The organism is Thioalkalivibrio sp. ALJ24, assembly GCF_000377785.1.
Lineage (GTDB): Bacteria > Pseudomonadota > Gammaproteobacteria > Ectothiorhodospirales > Ectothiorhodospiraceae > Thioalkalivibrio.
Genome location: NZ_KB898724.1, coordinates 323,418 through 338,526, shown reverse-complemented (window position 1 = coordinate 338,526; position 15,109 = coordinate 323,418). Strand labels below are relative to the sequence as shown.

The following is a 15,109-nucleotide window of genomic DNA, read 5'->3' as shown; positions in this document are numbered from 1 at the left end:
TGATTTGCATTGCATATCAGCATTGCACTACATTCGAAAACGCTTACATACCACCCAACCGGGAGACGTACCATGCGTACCATGAAGACCCTTGCTGCCGCCGCCGTCCTGACCTTTGCCGGTGCCGGCGCCGCCCAGGCCGACGAACCCTCGAAGATGTTCGCCAGCGTCACCTCCGGCGACGAGCATACCCAGTTCATGTCGATGGTTCTGGCCAACCAGGCCATGGGCCAGGGCCAGGAAGTCCGCGTGCTGCTGTGCGGCCCGGCCGCCAAGATGGCGACCGACGACTTTGACGGCCCGACCATGCAGCCCGCCGACCGGAACGCCCAGCAGCTGCTGATGAACCTGATCAACAACGGCGCGAAGGTCGAGACCTGCGCCATCTTCCTGCCCAACACCGACTACACCGAGGAAGACCTGATCGACGGCATCACCCCGGCCGATCCGGAAGAAGTCGGCGCCTACATGGCCGACCCGAACGTGCGCTACTTCTCCAACTAAGCCGCACGCTGCCCGGCCAATTCGGGCAGACGCCAGAGGGTCCTCCATTTGGAGGGCCCTTTTTCATGCGCGGGTGCCGGGCCATCCGTCACCTCGCATGCGTTGCCCCGCCAACGGGCGGGACACTTCGCAGCAGACGCCGCGCCCTCTATTCTGTGCGCCCGTTTCCCGACGACCCACGGTCGCGGTATCCCGAGATGTCCAGCACGAACCCCCTGTCCGATCCGCACGTTGTGCCACCGCCGGAACCGAACTGGATCCGGCGCCGGCCCGACCCGGACGTGGAGACCGCGGCACGCGCGGCCGGACTGCCCCCGCTGCAGGCCCGCCTGATCGCCGCCCGGGTGAGCGAGACCGACCCGGATGTCCTGCGGGCCGGCTTTGTCGAACGCCCGCTGCGCGCCCTGACGCCCCCCGACGCCCTGCCCGATCTGGATACGGCGGCGCGGCGCATCCTGCGGGCGCTGGAGGCCGGCGAAACCGTGGCCCTGGAAACCGACCACGACGTCGACGGGGTCACCAGTCACGCGCTTTTGCATCGCGGACTGACCCGCGTACTGGGCCACCCGGAAGACCGTCTGCAGTCCTGGATCGGCCACCGCCTGCGCGAGGGCTACGGCCTGTCCGATGCCCTGGCCGACCGTATCCTCGCCGCCCGGCCGCGGCCGGAGCTGGTGATCACCGCCGACAACGGGTCCGGCGACGAGGCGCGCATCGCCCGCCTGCGCGCCGCCGGCATCGACACCATCGTCACCGATCATCACGTGATCCCGGCGGACGGCCTGCCCGCCTCGGCCCTGGCCTGCGTCAGCCCGGCGCGCAGCGACAGCCGCTATGGCGACCCCGCGATCGCCGGCTGCATGGTGGCCTGGCTGCTGCTGATGCGCGTCCACCGCCTGCGCCAGCAGGACACCGGACGCGAGGATGCCGCCGGGCGGGCGCTGCTGATCGACCTGCTGGCCGAGGTAGCCATGGGCACCGTGGCGGACTGCGTGACGCTGGGCGACAGCCTCAACAACCGGGTGGTGGTGCATCAGGGCCTGCGGCGGATGAACGCCGATGACGCGCGTCCCTGCTGGCGGGTTGCGGCGCGGCGGCTCACCGGCGGGGAGCGCCCGCTGGACGAATCCGACCTGGCCTTCGGCCTGGGCCCGCGCATCAACGCCCGCGGTCGGCTGGACGAGGCGATGGCCGGGGTCCGCTTCCTGCTGGCGGAGGACGAAGCGCAGGCCGAGCACTGGTGGACCGCTCTGGACGAGGAAAACGAGAACCGGCGCCGCATCGAGCGCGAGCTTACCGAGCGTGCGCGCGAGGAGGCCGCCCGGGCCGCCGGCCGCGGGGTCTCGGGTCTGTGCCTTTGGCTGCCCGACGGCCACCCGGGGGTACACGGCATCATCGCCTCGCGCATGGTCGAGGCCCGCGGCCTCCCGGTGCTGTGCGTATCGCCGGTGTGGGAGTGCGACCGGCGGGTGACCGGCTCCGCGCGCGGGGTGCCCGGCTTCCATGTCGCCGATGCGTTCGCCGCGATGGCCGCCGCCGAACCCGATCTGCTGGAGAAATACGGCGGCCACGCGCAGGCAGGCGGCCTGACGCTGGCCCGCGCCGACCGCGAACGTCTGGCCCGGGCCTGGGAACGGGTCTGCGCCGACAGTCAGCGCGAGCACGGCTGGACCCCGGGCCCGATTCTGGAGATCGACGGCGGGGGTCCGTCCCCGCGTGCCCTGGCGACCGGGACCCTGGAGCAGATCGACGCCCTCGCCCCCTGGGGCCGCGGTTTCCCGCGCCCGGTGTTCGTCTGGGAGGGGGTTCTGCGCGGCCTGCGCCGCATGGGTGACGGACGCCATCTGCGGCTGCGCCTGGAGACGGCAGACGGCGAGCTGCCCGGCGTCTGGTTCAATGCGCTGGAACCCGATTCACGGAATCCGTGGCCGGAGGGAACCCGAATACAACTTGCGGGGTCTCCTGAGTGGAACCATTATCAGGGCAAGTCGAGTCTGCAGGTCCGCATCCACGCGGCGCGGCCGGCGAGCACGGGGAGAGAACCATGAAGATCGTACGCCAGTCCCTCATCATCACCATCGTGGCCGGTACCGCACTGGCACTGTCCGCCTGCACCCAGACGCCCACCCGCGAGGCAACCGGAACCGTGCTCGGCGGCGCGGCCGGCGGGGTCATTGGCAGCCAGATCGGCGGCGGACGCGGGCAGATGGCCGCCACCATCGCCGGCACCCTGGCCGGCGCAGCCATTGGCGGGGCCATCGGCCGCACCATGGACGACGTCGACCGCATGCGCGTGCAGCAGACCCTGGAAAGCGCCCCGGACAATGAACGCCGGGAGTGGCGTAATCCCAACACCGGCCACAGCTACGAGGCCACGCCCAAGCGGACCTACGAACGCGACGGCCAACCCTGTCGCGAATACGAGGTCCTGGCGACCATCGACGGCGAAGCGGAAAAGATCACCGGTACGGCCTGCCGCGACGTGTACGGCAACTGGGTCATGCAGTAACGGAGCGCGATCCGTTGCGCCACCGCCGATCCTGCCGGGCCTGCCCGCCTCAGGGATGATGTTCTTCGTGCTGTAACCGGCCCGCCCCGCGGTCGGGGCCGGGAAGGTGGACGCCCCCCGCAGGGCGCGGCACACTCGCGCCTTTCGCATTGACGGGAGGACGACATGGCCGCGGACATCGAACAGGGCAAGCAGAAACTGGACTGGGCGCGGGCGCACATGCCGGTACACGCGGCCCTGCGCGACCGGCTGGGCCAGAGCCGGCCGCTGGCCGGGATTACCCTGGCGGTCTGCTCCCACGTCGAAGCCAAGACCGGGGTGTTCGTCGAGACGCTCGCGGCCGCCGGCGCCGAGGTGGTGTTCACCGGCAGCGAGCCGGGCTCCAGCCAGGACGACGTGGTCGCCGCCCTCAACGAGCAGGACGGCATCACCGGCTATGCCCGGCGCGGGGTCTCCGAGGCGGAGCTGGAGGCGCTGCACCTGCAGGCGCTGGACCACGCCCCGACCTTCATCCTCGACGACGCCGCCGAACTGACCGCGCGGCTGGTCCACCAGCGCCCGGCGCTGCTCGACGGCTTCATCGGCATGTGCGAGCAGACCACCACCGGCGTCCAGCGGCTGCAGGCGATGGCGCGCGCCGACGCCCTGCCGTTCCCCGCCTATGCGGTGAACAACACGCCGATGAAGCACGAGTTCGACAACATCCACGGCACCGGCGAGTCGTCACTCACCAACCTGCTGCTGACCACCAATCTGCTGCTGGCCGGCAAGCGGGTGGTGGTGGCCGGCTACGGCGACTGCGGCCTCGGTATCGCCGCCAAGGCGCGGGCGCTGGGGGCGCGGGTGGCGATCACCGAGATCGAGCCGCGTCAGGCGCTGCGCGCCCACATGGCCGGCTTCGAGGTAATGCCCATGGCCGAGGCGGCCGCCTGGGGGGCGATCTTCATCACCACCACCGGCAACCGCGAGGTGATCCGCGCCGAGCACTTCGAGGCGATGGCCGACGGCGCGCTGCTGGCCAACGCCGGCCATTTCAATGTCGAGATCGACGCCGAGGCGCTGGAGGGGCTGAGCGTCGAGCCGCCGCGCGAGGCGCGCCCGGGAGTGATGGAATACACACTGGCCGACGGCCGCCGCCTGCATCTGGTCTGCGAGGGGCGGCTGGTGAATCTGGCCACGCCCACCGCCATGGGCCACCCGGCCGAGGTGATGGATCAGACCTTCGCCATGCAGATCGTCGCCGCCTGCCATCTGGTCGAGCGCGCCGACGCCCTCGGCCCCGGCGTCCACCCGGTGCCCGATCAGGTCGACCGCGAGGTGGCCGAGCTGAAGCTGGAGACCCTGGGCATCGGTCTCGACACCCTGACCGAGTCGCAGCAGCGCTTCCTCGACGCCTGGCGCGAAGATCAGATCAAGGGCGCCTGAGCACGTGCACGTCCCGCGTGGAGGCTAGCCGCGCCCGGCCTCCGCGGCGAGCAGTTCCTCCAGCCAGTGGCCGCCGCGATCCGCCTTGGTGTTGAGATAACGCAGGTTGTGCGGATTGACGGTGCCGTGCACCGGCTCGCGCGAAGCGACCTCGATCCCGCCGGCGCGCAGGGCCTCGATCTTGGCGGGATTGTTGGTCAGCACGCGCACACGCTCGATCCCGAGGAACTCCAGCATCTCCACCGCCGCCTCGTAGCGGCGCCCGTCGGCACCGAAACCGAGCTGGCAGTCGGAATCGATGGTGTCCATGCCGGCATGCTGCATGGTGTAGGCCCGCAGCTTGTTGGCCAGACCGATGCCGCGGCCTTCCTGGGCGAGATACAGCAGCACCCCGCCACCGCTGTCGTTGATCATCTTGACCCCGCGACGCAGCTGATCCCCGCAGTCGCAGCGCAGGCTGCCGAACAGGTCGCCGGTCAGGCAGGCCGAATGCAGGCGCACCGGCACCGGATCCGGCCAGCGACTCGGCTCGCCGATCACCACCGCCACGTGCTCCTGGATCCCGTTGCCTTCGCGAAACAACATGAACCGGGTCACCGGCGCGTCCGCCAGCGGCACCGGGGCCTCGCTGACATGCGCCAGCTCCAGGCGCGGATGCTCGGCCACCTCGCGCGCCTGCGCGGCGTCCACATCCAGCAGCATGCCGTCGGCCACCGCCGAGGCAATCGCCTCGGGCTCGGGTTCGGGCACCGGCGTGGTGACCACCGCCGGCAGCAGCCGCCCGGCGCGCACCAGTTCCAGCGCGGCCGCCTCGGCCTCGCTCGCCCGCCGCGGCGTCACCCCTTCGAGCAGACGCGCCGCGGAACTGGCATCATCGGAGCCCTCGGGCGCACTGGCGAGGATGAACAGCGATTCCGGGTCCGCCCCGGCGGCCGGCTCCAGCGCCACGCCGTCCCAGCCCTCCGCCAGCGGCTGCGGCCAGCCCATTGCCGATGCCCGGTGCGGGGTTAGAATCAGACGCGGGGGTTCACCGGTCATCACGGTCAGGCGATCGAGCTGTCCCGGGGTCAGGCCCTCCACGGCCGCCGCAAGGACGTCCGCCCCGGAGCCACTGACCCGGATCGGGTGGCCCCGGCGAAGGTCAAAGATCCCGCGATCGGCATTGTGCATCGGGTACTTCCATACGGAGTTCGGTTGGATGGGTTCGTTCGTTCTGGTCATGAGACTACCGCAACTGCCCTGCCGCCGTCCCCAAACCCTGCTCGGGGAGAAGCCATGAGCGAAGAAATCATCACCGAAGCACGGGCCTGGCGCTGGCTGCTGGCACGCTGTGGCAATGCCGCCTGCCAGCCGCTCCCGGGCCCCCTGGCCCCGGCTGCACACGAGGTCCTCGACCTGTACGGACCGATCCTGGAACCGGAGAGCATCGCCCTCGGGCAGCTGGGCCAGAGCCTCGACGGGCGCATCGCGACGCACATCGGACACTCGCAGTATGTCACCGGACCGGAGGACATCCGCCACCTGCACCGGTTGCGGGCCCTGGTGGACGCAGTGGTGGTCGGGGCCGGCACCGTCGCCACGGACGATCCACGCCTGACCGTGCGCGAGGTCGAGGGCCGCGATCCGGTGCGGGTGGTGCTCGACCCCGAGGGGCGCCTGTCCGCCGATCACCAGATATTCGCCGAGGGTGGCCCGCCGACCCTGGTGCTGCACAAGCCGGGATTCCGGCCGGAACACCTGCCCGCGCACGTGGGACGAGCCGAGCTGCCTGCCGAACCCGTGATCATGGAGGGCGAGCAGGTCGAGCGCTTTCCGCCGCGCCGGGTACGCGACCACCTCGAGTCCCGCGGCCTGAAGCGCATCCTGATCGAAGGCGGCGGCCGCACGGTCTCGCGCTTTCTCGCCGCCGACACCCTGGACCGCCTGCACCTGACCATCGCCCCGATGATCATCGGCTCCGGCCGCCCCGGGATCTCCCTGCCGCCCATCGACTCGCTGGAAGGAGCGCTGCGCCCGCCCTACCGCGAATTCCGCCTCGGCGGGGACAACCTCTACGACCTCGACCTGCGAAGCAAGCCCTGAGCCCGCCCCCGACGCGCCCATGCCCCGCCCCGCCCGTGGACTGATCCCCGCCCCCGCACTCCTGCTGTCTGCCCTGCTGGCGCTCGGCGGCTGCGGCGCGACGCCCGCCGAACCCGAATCTCCGGCGGCGTCCGCAGCGGTCTCCGATGAGCCCGCGGTGCTGCACGGCAATCACGCAAGGCTGCCGGACGGCTACGAACTGCCCCTGCGCCGCTGGGGCCCGACGGAACCCGAGGCCGTGGTCCTGGCCCTGCATGGCTTCAACGATTACGGCGGGAGCATGCACGCCCTTGCCCGCCCCCTGGCGGCACGCGGCATCGCGGTCTATGCGCCGGACCAGCGTGGCTTCGGCGCCGGCGAATCCGCGGGACAGTGGGCCGGCCACGCGACGATGGCGGCGGACGCGCGCGCCCTGCTGCGGGCCCTGGAAGAACGCTACCCCGAATCGCCGTTCGTGGCCGGGAAGAGCATGGGCGCGGCGGTCGCGACCCTGGCGGTCACCGGCGAGGACGCGCCGGCCGTCGCGGGAACGGTCCTCATCGCCCCGGCGATCTGGGCCCGGGACGCGATGCCGTGGTATCAGCGGTTCGCACTGTGGACCTCATCGCGCCTGTTTCCGGGGCTGCGCCTCTCCGGCGAGGATGCGGCGCACCTGAACATCCGTCCCACCGACGATCCGATGGTGGCCGCCGGGCTGCGCCGCGACCCGTGGGTACGCGCCGACGCGCGGATCGACAGCCTGGACGGCCTGACCACTCTGATGGACCGTGCACGCGCGGCCGCCCCCGACCTGCCACCGCCGAGCCTCGTGCTGTACGGAGGCCGCGACGACCTGATCCCCCACGAACCCGTGATCGACCTGCTGCGGACCCTCGCCGAGGCCGCTCCCGACGCCGCGCACCGGGCGGTGTATTACCCGGACGGTTTCCATCTGCTGACCCGCTACACGCAGGCCCGGCAGACGCACGAGGATATTGCCGCGTGGATCCTCAACCCTGCCGCCCCCCTGCCGCACGGGGAACACGGCCGCGCCGCGAGCCTGGCCGAACGTGTGCGCGAGGACCAGGACTGAGCCGCCTCGACCCCGAGGAGAGACCCGTCGTGCCTCAGCCCTGCGACACCCGGTGCTGCCCGCGCAGCAGCCGACCGAGGAACCGCGGCAGCAGCATGCTCATGGCCACCACCGCGACCAGTGCCAGCCCCGCCTGCACCACCCCCTCCGGACCATTGGCCAGCTCCCGCGCGCTGTGTCCCAGCCAGGCATAGGCGAACAGACTCGGGATCAGGGTCACGAAGGTGGTAAGCGCAAAGACCCCTACCGGGATCCCGGTCACGCCCAGGACCAGGTTGGTGGGCGCATAGGGGAACACCGGCACCAGCCGGGTCAGGGCAACCACCCGCCAGCCCTCCGCGCGCACGTCGGCACACATCCGCTGCCCGCGGTCGCCCAGACGCGGGACCACCCAGGGATGGAGGAAATGCCGCGACAGCGAGAACGCGGTGACGCCGGCCAGGGTGGCCGCCGCCAGACTCAGGAACCCGCCGGCCACCGGGCCGTACAGCGCACCCGCCAGCAGGATCCAGGTGGTACTGGGCAGCGGCAGCATGGCCAGCACCACGAACGCCAGCGCGAACACCAGCGGCGCGTAGACCCCGAACCCCGCCAGCCACTGCTCCAGGTCCTGCAGCCGCAGATCCTGCGGGCGGATGGTGCCGGTCAGCAGCAGCCAGCCAAGGGTCAGCGCGAACAGGATCGCGGCCACCACCAGCCACTGACGCGGGTCGCGGGCGTTCACCGGTCTCCCTCCCGACGAGCCCCGTCTCCGAGCCGCGGTTCAGCCATCGCCACCCCCCTCCTGCGGGACCGATGCCCCGCGCAGCCGTTCCAGACGCTGCGCCAGGGTGGCCTCGGTGCCCTCGTGCCGGGGGGCATAGAAGCGTCGTTCCAGCAGCGTTTCGGGCAGATAGGTCTGGCCACGGGCGATGCCGTCGGGCTCGTCATGATCGTAGCGGTAGCCGGCACCGAACCCCTCGGCGCGCATCAGCTCGGTGGGCGCATTGCGCAGATGCAGCGGCACCTCCGGGCTGCCGGTCTCCGCGATCGTCTTGCGCACCGCGCCCAGGGCCGCATAGGTACTGTTGCTCTTGGGTGCCGCGGCCAGTTCCACGGCCGCCTGCACCAGCGCCAGATCGCCCTCCGGGCGGCCCAGACGTTCCATGGTCTGCCAGGCCACCAGCACCCGCTGGGCGAGGCCGGTGGCCCCCAGGCCGATGTCCTCGTAGGCCATCCGCAACAGGCGCCGGCCGAGATAGTCGGGGTCGCAGCCGGCATCCAGCATGCGCACCAGCCAGTACAGCGCACCATCGGGGTCGGAGCCCCGCACCGACTTGTGCAGGGCCGAGATCTGGTCGTAGAAGGCGTCGCCCTGGCGATCGAACGCGAGGCTCTGCACGCCCATCACCGCGCGCAGGGCCTCGTCGGTAATCATCCCGTCGCTGGCCAGATCGGAGGCGGTCTCCAGCCAGTTCAGCGCCCGCCGGGCGTCGCCATCGGCCGCTCGCGCCAGGCGCCGGCGCTCGTCGTCCCCCAGCCGCAGGCCGCGCCCGCCCAGTCCGTGTTCCGGATCCTCCAGCGCGCGGGTGATCAGGGCCTCGATCGCCGCCTCGTCCACCGCTTCCATGCGATAGACCCGGGCCCGCGACAGCAGCGCGCTGTTGAGCGCGAACGACGGGTTCTCGGTAGTCGCCCCCACGAACGTGAGGGTGCCATCCTCGATGTGCGGCAGCAGAGCGTCCTGCTGCCCCTTGTTGAAGCGGTGGATCTCGTCGATGAACAGCAGCGTGCCCACCCCGTTGCGCCGGCGGGTCTTCGCCGCGTCCACCACCGCGCGCACGTCCTTCACTCCGGCCAGCACCGCCGACAGGGTCACCAGGCGCTGGGCCCCGGCCTCGGCCACCAGCCGCGCCAGCGTGGTCTTGCCGCAGCCGGGCGGCCCCCACAGGATCATCGACGGGGTCTGGCCTCCCTCGATCGCGCGGCGCAGGGCGGCGTCGGGTCCGACCAGATGGTCCTGCCCCACCACAGCCTCCAGTCGCCGCGGCCGCATGCGTTCGGCCAGCGGCGCGGCGGGATCCGGCGCCGCCGGGGCGGCGGGCGCCGGCCCCGGATCGGCGGGCTGGCCGGGGTCCGCGGCGGACTCGCCGCCGAACAGGTCATTGTCGAACAGATCGCTCATGGCGGGATTGTAACGCCACTGGCTCGGCCGCCGGGATCCATGCTCCGGGGCGCTCGGGAACGTTCAGGGGCGATAGACGTCGGTCCCCTCCGGCACGTCGAGACGGAAGGTGTCGGCGTCCAGATCCGGATTGCGCTCGCTGGACTCGAAGCGCACGTCGGTCACCTGCCCGAACAGGTCCTCGAAGCGCATCCGCGCGAGATCGCCGTCCGGGGTCAGGTCCAGCTCCAGGCGGGTGAAATCGGCATGTTCATTGCGCGGAATCAGGCGCAGGCGCAGGGCCGAGGCGTCCTCCACCGGCAGCACCTGGCTGTGAAAATGCGTATCCAGCTCTTCCGGCCGGCTGATGGCGGCAATCGGCGTGGCGTCCAGGGCGTCGCCCAGCGGGCGCACGGTGGCCTGAGACAGATCCGGGTCATAGGTCCACAGCTCCTCGCCGTCACTGACCACCACCTGCGGGAACGGCTCGCGCACCTCCCAGTACAGCCGATCGGGCAGCCCCAGGTGCATCACGCCATCGGATTCCTGCAGGGTGAAGCCGGTCTCGTCGCTGACCGTCTGGGTGAACTCCGCGGAGAACCCCTCCAGTCCGGACATGAAACGCTCCAGTGCCAGGCGCGCATCGTCGCCCGCCGCCGCCGGCGTCGCCAGCAGGGCCACCAGCGCGGCGGCGAGGAGGCGGTAGAGGGACAGCGACCCGCACTGCGGGCCACCGCGGGTCATGAGGGATCGCGGTTTCATGCGGTCTCCGTTGAGTCTTTCTGGATCGACAGATTGCGTGTGCCCGGCTTAACCCCGGATGACTGCGGCGGCGGGGTCGTCACTCCTGCGAGCGGTCGGGCACCAGCACCTCACGGTTGCCGTTGGACTGCACCGGGCTGACCAGCCCGGCGGCCTCCATGTCCTCGACCATGCGCGCGGCGCGGTTGTACCCGATCTTCAGCCGTCGCTGCACATACGAGATCGAGGCCTTGCGCGACTCGGTGACGATCTGCACCGCCTGGTCATAGAGCGGATCGGCTTCCGAATCGTTCCCTTCACCCGATTCCAGACCCGGGATCGCCGCCGCGCCGGCCTCCGGCTCGTCGAGGATCGCCTCGTTGTAGTCGGGTTCGCCGGTGGACTTGAGGTACTCCACCACCTGGTGCACCTCGTTATCGCCCACGAACGCCCCGTGCACGCGCTCCGGCATGGCCTTGCCCGGCGGCAGGTAGAGCATGTCGCCATGCCCCAGCAGGTGCTCCGCCCCCATCTGGTCGAGGATGGTGCGCGAGTCCACCCGCGAGGACACCTGGAAGGCGATGCGGCTGGGGATGTTGGCCTTGATCAGGCCGGTGATCACGTCCACCGACGGCCGCTGGGTCGCCAGGATCAGGTGCAGCCCGGCCGCGCGCGCTTTCTGCGCCAGGCGCGCAATCAGCTCCTCCACCTTCTTGCCCACCACCATCATCATGTCGGCGAACTCGTCGACCACGATCACGATGAACGGCAGCGGCTCCAGGTCCGGCGCCTCGGTCTCGGTGACCGACTGCGCCGGGTCGAACAGCGGGTCCTTCAGCGGCTCGCCGGCGGCGCGCGCGTCGCGCACCTTCTTGTTGAAGCCGCCGATGTTGCGTACCCCCATCGCGGACATCAGCTTGTAGCGCCGTTCCATCTCCCCCACCGCCCAGCGCAGGGCGTTGGAGGCGTCCTTCATGTCGGTAACCACCGGGCACAGCAGATGCGGGATGCCCTCGTAGACCGACAGCTCCAGCATCTTGGGGTCGATCAGGATCAGCCGCACCTCTTCCGGCGTGGCCTTGTACAGCAGCGACAGCAGCATCGCGTTGACGCCCACCGACTTGCCGGAACCGGTGGTGCCGGCCACCAGCAGATGCGGCATCTTCGCCAGATCGGCCATCACCGGCGCGCCGCCGATGTCCTTGCCCAGGGCCATGGTCAGCGGCGACTTGCCGGCGTCGAACTTCTCCGAACGCAGGATCTCGCTGAGCGCGACGATCTCGCGGTTGTCGTTGGGGATCTCCAGCCCCACGGTGGACCGCCCGGGGATCACTTCGACGATGCGCACCGCGATCACCGACAGCGAACGCGCCAGGTCGGTGGACAGGCCGGAGATGCGCGAGGCCTTGACCCCCGGGGCCGGTTGCAGTTCGAAGCGGGTGATCACCGGCCCCGGCTGCACCGCGACCACCTCGACCTCCACGCCGAAGTCCTTCAGCTTGAGCTCGACCTGTCGCGACAGTGCCTGCAGCGCCTCTTCCGAATGACCCTCGGAGGCCGCCGGGGGTTCGTCCAGCAGGCCCAGCGGCGGGATCGGATCGGCGCCCTCGCCGGCGGTGAACAGCGGGACCTGCTTTTCCTTCTCCACCCGCGGGCTGGGCGGCGGGGCCTCGACCTTGGGCTCCACCCGTTTCGGCGGACGGTCGGCGGTGCGCTTGCGCTCCTTCTCCACGCGTTCTTCGCGCCCGGCCCGCTGCTGCCGGCCGATGCGGCGATCGCGCGCCAGCTCCAGCCGCGCTCTCGCGGCCTCCCAGCCGCGCACCAGCGCACGCCCCAGACCGTCCATCAGCGCAAACCACGACAGCCCGGTGAACAGCGTGACCCCGGCGAGGAACAGGGCCAGCAGCACCAGCGTGCCGCCGACCAGCCCCAGCCCGGCGACCGCCCAGCCCCCGAACAGGTCGCCGAGGATCCCGCCGGCGTGCACCGGCATCGCCCCCGGCAGCAGATGCAGGGCCGCCAGCGCCGAGCCGGCGATCAGCGCCACCACCAGTGCAGTACCGCGCAGGGCCACCTCCAGCGGGCTGGCCATGCGCGCATCCCGACGGTGACGGAACAGCCACCAGCCGATGCCGGCCACCGCCAGCGGGATCAGATAGCCCAGGTAGCCCAGCAGATGGAAGGCGATATCCGCGAACCACGCCCCGGCGGTCCCGCCCAGGTTGCGCGTCCCGCCGCCGTCGCCGGTGGTCGACCAGGCCGCGTCCCCGGGGTGGTAGGTGATCAGCGCCACCAGCAGGTACAACGCCAGCATGCCGAAGATCAGCAGCGCGCCCTCGCGCAGCCCGCGCAGCAGCTGCCCGCTGAGCGTGGGGGGGCCCGGAGATTCCGCCGTCCGGGCGGCGCGGCCGCGCCCCTTGTTCGCGCCCGCGCCCTGATCGGCCTTCGGACTCGACTTCGGGCCGGATTTCTGCCCCTTGCCTGTGGATTTGGCCTTGCTTGCGGCCATGCGCTCCCCGTCGGTGCCGGCCCGCCAGCGCGGGCATCTCGAATCAGGGTGCAGTTTACCGGTTCAGAGCGTCCCCGTGGGGACTTGTGCCCCAGACCGCAAACACCGGATCCGCGTGATCCAGGCGTCCGGCGTAGGGGTCGTCCGCGGGCCGCGGCAGACCGCGCAGGCTGAACGTGGCCGGGTCCACGAACCCCGCCTCCAGGAACCGGTCCAGCACCAGCCCCATGCGCTCGAAGTCGAACAGCCGTTCCCAGACCGCAATCGCTTTGGTGGGAAAACAGCGATCCGAAAACGTCACCACGAACACGCCACCGGGACGCAGCACCTCCCGCACCGAAGCAAAGACCGCGCCGGGCCGGGTCAGATACTCGACCGAAGCGGTACAGACCACGGCGTCCAGGCTGTCCGCCGGGAACGGCAGGCGGGGATGGGTATTCAGGTCCTGCACCAAGGCCTGGTTCAGCAGCGGGTTCGCGGCCAGCTCTTCCCGGTTCATGCCCAGACCGACGACCGCCTCCGGTTCGGCAACCCCGTCCAGATGCGATGCCCAGCTCGCCATGAGATCCAGGACCCGCGCCCCCGGCGGCACCAGCGCGGCGTACAGTGCCGCGACCCCGGCACGCGCGGTGGCATCCAGATGGTGGACCATGCGCGGCCGGGCGTAGAACGCCGCATCGTCCGCCGGATCCTCCCGCTCGCAGGCGCCACCGCTCCAGAAATCCGTCGGCACGCCGCGCCAGCGGGCCTGCATCCCGGGCCCGCGTTCGGTCAGCCGCCCGGTCACGTCGACCGGGGACCCCTCGCGGCCTTCGGGATGTACGCACAGCACCCGACCGGTCAGACGCAGCTCGCGCCCCGCGAGGGGGTGGTTCAGGTCCGCCAGCAGGTGGTCCTCTTCGAGGGCCCCCACGCGAAACAGGGCCCGGTCCCCTTTCTCGATCCCGGCATGCCCGGCGATGAACGCCCGCGGATAGAACCTTCCGGCCCGCGGCTCGACCACCCGGTGGCGCCGCAGCCGCCGGTTGAAGGCCGTCGGCGGCAACTCCACGACCCGAGCGGGATCGGCGGCCGGGATCAGGGACGCCACCGGCCACTCGCAGACCTCGCCCGGCGAGCTGCCGATCAGGCCGGAACCCATGCCGGCAGGCGAGAGATCCCGTTCGGGATCCAGGCGCGGGAGGTAAAGGCATTCGCGATGGCGGGCCTCGCCGCTGCTCCAGTCCAGCGTCCAGCCGACATCGGCCGCCCCTCCTGCCGACAGTGCCCCGGCATCCGGGATCTCGACAATGTTCGACTCGGGTACAAACGGATCCAGCACGGCGCTCTCCTTTCGATTCCCTGCGTTATCATGCGGCGAACCGCCCGTATGCGGCCACCCGGAGGGAGCCATGACCGAGCCTTTGCCTGCCCTGCTCGTCGCCGTGATCGCCGGCGACCTGGAGGAACGTGCCGTGCATATCGCCGCCGAGGAGGGCGCACCGAAACCCTCGCTGCACGAAGGCTTCGGCATCGGCTTTCCCGAGCACATGCGCTTTTTCGGCGTGACCTACCAGGGACTGGAATCGGTGTGCTTCTGGAAGACCGATCCGGCGCGCGCCGAGCGCATCGCGCGGCGACTGAACCTCGAACTCGACCTGCTGCAGCCCTACAACGGGCTGGCCTTCACCCTGGAAGCCTCCGACGACACCGAGGCGTTGCTGGACATGGCCAGTGCCCGGGCGCAGGTCCCGGCCTCGCCCGGACACGAACCGCCCCCGACGGCCACCGAGCTGCCGCTGGCACTGCTGGCGGTGATGTTCCCGGACGCCGATCGCGATGCGGCGGTGGAGATCGTGCGCCGGGGCGGCGGCGCCGGGCTGACGCTCATGGACGCGCGCAACGCCACCACCGACCACCATCCGCGCATCCTCAGCCTGCACTACGAGGGTGCCCGCACCCTGCTGCTGGCGGTACTGGAGACCGGCCACGCCGAACGCCTGCGCACCACGCTGGACACCGAGCTGGGGCTCACCGCGCACGGGCGCGGCCTGGGGCTGGTGCTGCCGCTGCGCGGGGTGGCCGGACTCAAGCCGGAGCAGATCGATCGGCTGCTGGAAGACGGCGACGACTGACCCCTGCGCC

The 15,109-nt window shown here is 71.0% G+C and carries 13 protein-coding genes; 7 read left to right on the top strand and 6 right to left on the bottom strand.

The window, feature by feature from the left end; all coding sequences use genetic code 11:
• Positions 1 to 72 precede the first annotated feature (72 nt).
• From D571_RS0101605 to D571_RS0101590, 4 genes are all read left to right on the top strand, one after another.
• Positions 73 to 504 (top strand): DsrE family protein, encoded by a 432-nt coding sequence (locus tag D571_RS0101605; protein ID WP_018934932.1) that lies wholly within the window; start codon positions 73 to 75, stop codon positions 502 to 504.
• Between the two features lie 197 nt (positions 505 to 701).
• A complete protein-coding gene (locus D571_RS0101600) occupies positions 702 to 2,552 on the top strand; it encodes a DHH family phosphoesterase (protein WP_018934931.1) in 1,851 nt (616 codons plus the stop codon).
• The gene (locus D571_RS0101595; RefSeq protein WP_018934930.1) at positions 2,549 to 3,013 is read left to right on the top strand and encodes a glycine zipper 2TM domain-containing protein; all 465 of its coding nucleotides are present in this window, start codon (positions 2,549 to 2,551) and stop codon (positions 3,011 to 3,013) included. Before D571_RS0101600 ends, D571_RS0101595 begins: the two co-directional genes overlap by 4 nt.
• Before the next feature lie 165 nt (positions 3,014 to 3,178).
• Entirely contained in the window at positions 3,179 to 4,438 is a 1,260-nt protein-coding gene (locus tag D571_RS0101590; protein WP_018934929.1) for an adenosylhomocysteinase, read from the top strand.
• A gap of 24 nt (positions 4,439 to 4,462) precedes the next feature.
• On the opposite strand, the gene ribA is transcribed toward D571_RS0101590, so the two are convergent.
• Positions 4,463 to 5,608, bottom strand: coding sequence for a GTP cyclohydrolase II RibA (gene ribA, locus D571_RS0101585; protein WP_018934928.1), 1,146 nt, complete (start codon positions 5,606 to 5,608; stop codon positions 4,463 to 4,465).
• Positions 5,609 to 5,713: 105 nt separating this feature from the next.
• On the opposite strand from ribA, the gene D571_RS0101580 reads away from it, so the two are divergent.
• Together D571_RS0101580 and D571_RS0101575 are read left to right on the top strand one after the other, a co-directional pair.
• The gene (locus D571_RS0101580; protein WP_018934927.1) at positions 5,714 to 6,520 is read left to right on the top strand and encodes a RibD family protein; all 807 of its coding nucleotides are present in this window, start codon (positions 5,714 to 5,716) and stop codon (positions 6,518 to 6,520) included.
• A gap of 19 nt (positions 6,521 to 6,539) precedes the next feature.
• The gene (locus tag D571_RS0101575; RefSeq protein WP_018934926.1) at positions 6,540 to 7,592 is read left to right on the top strand and encodes an alpha/beta fold hydrolase; all 1,053 of its coding nucleotides are present in this window, start codon (positions 6,540 to 6,542) and stop codon (positions 7,590 to 7,592) included.
• Between the two features lie 34 nt (positions 7,593 to 7,626).
• On the opposite strand, the gene D571_RS0101570 is transcribed toward D571_RS0101575, so the two are convergent.
• The 5 genes from D571_RS0101570 to D571_RS0101550 all read right to left on the bottom strand — a co-directional run bounded on the left by D571_RS0101570 (position 7,627) and on the right by D571_RS0101550 (position 14,306).
• A complete protein-coding gene (locus tag D571_RS0101570) occupies positions 7,627 to 8,316 on the bottom strand; it encodes a TVP38/TMEM64 family protein (RefSeq protein ID WP_018934925.1) in 690 nt (229 codons plus the stop codon).
• 39 nt (positions 8,317 to 8,355) lie between these two features.
• A complete protein-coding gene (locus D571_RS0101565; protein WP_018934924.1) occupies positions 8,356 to 9,756 on the bottom strand; it encodes a replication-associated recombination protein A in 1,401 nt (466 codons plus the stop codon).
• 63 nt (positions 9,757 to 9,819) lie between these two features.
• A complete protein-coding gene (gene lolA / locus D571_RS0101560) occupies positions 9,820 to 10,479 on the bottom strand; it encodes an outer membrane lipoprotein chaperone LolA (RefSeq protein ID WP_018934923.1) in 660 nt (219 codons plus the stop codon).
• Positions 10,480 to 10,576: 97 nt separating this feature from the next.
• Positions 10,577 to 12,985, bottom strand: a complete 2,409-nt coding sequence (locus D571_RS0101555; RefSeq protein ID WP_018934922.1) for a DNA translocase FtsK — start codon at positions 12,983 to 12,985, stop codon at positions 10,577 to 10,579.
• 55 nt (positions 12,986 to 13,040) lie between these two features.
• Positions 13,041 to 14,306 (bottom strand): methyltransferase domain-containing protein, encoded by a 1,266-nt coding sequence (locus tag D571_RS0101550; protein ID WP_018934921.1) that lies wholly within the window; start codon positions 14,304 to 14,306, stop codon positions 13,041 to 13,043.
• A 70-nt stretch (positions 14,307 to 14,376) separates the two neighbouring features.
• Between D571_RS0101550 and D571_RS0101545 the strand changes: the two genes are divergently transcribed.
• On the top strand, positions 14,377 to 15,099 hold the full coding sequence (locus D571_RS0101545; RefSeq protein WP_018934920.1) for a hypothetical protein: 723 nt from the start codon (positions 14,377 to 14,379) through the stop codon (positions 15,097 to 15,099).
• The last annotated feature ends 10 nt before the right edge of the window (positions 15,100 to 15,109 follow it).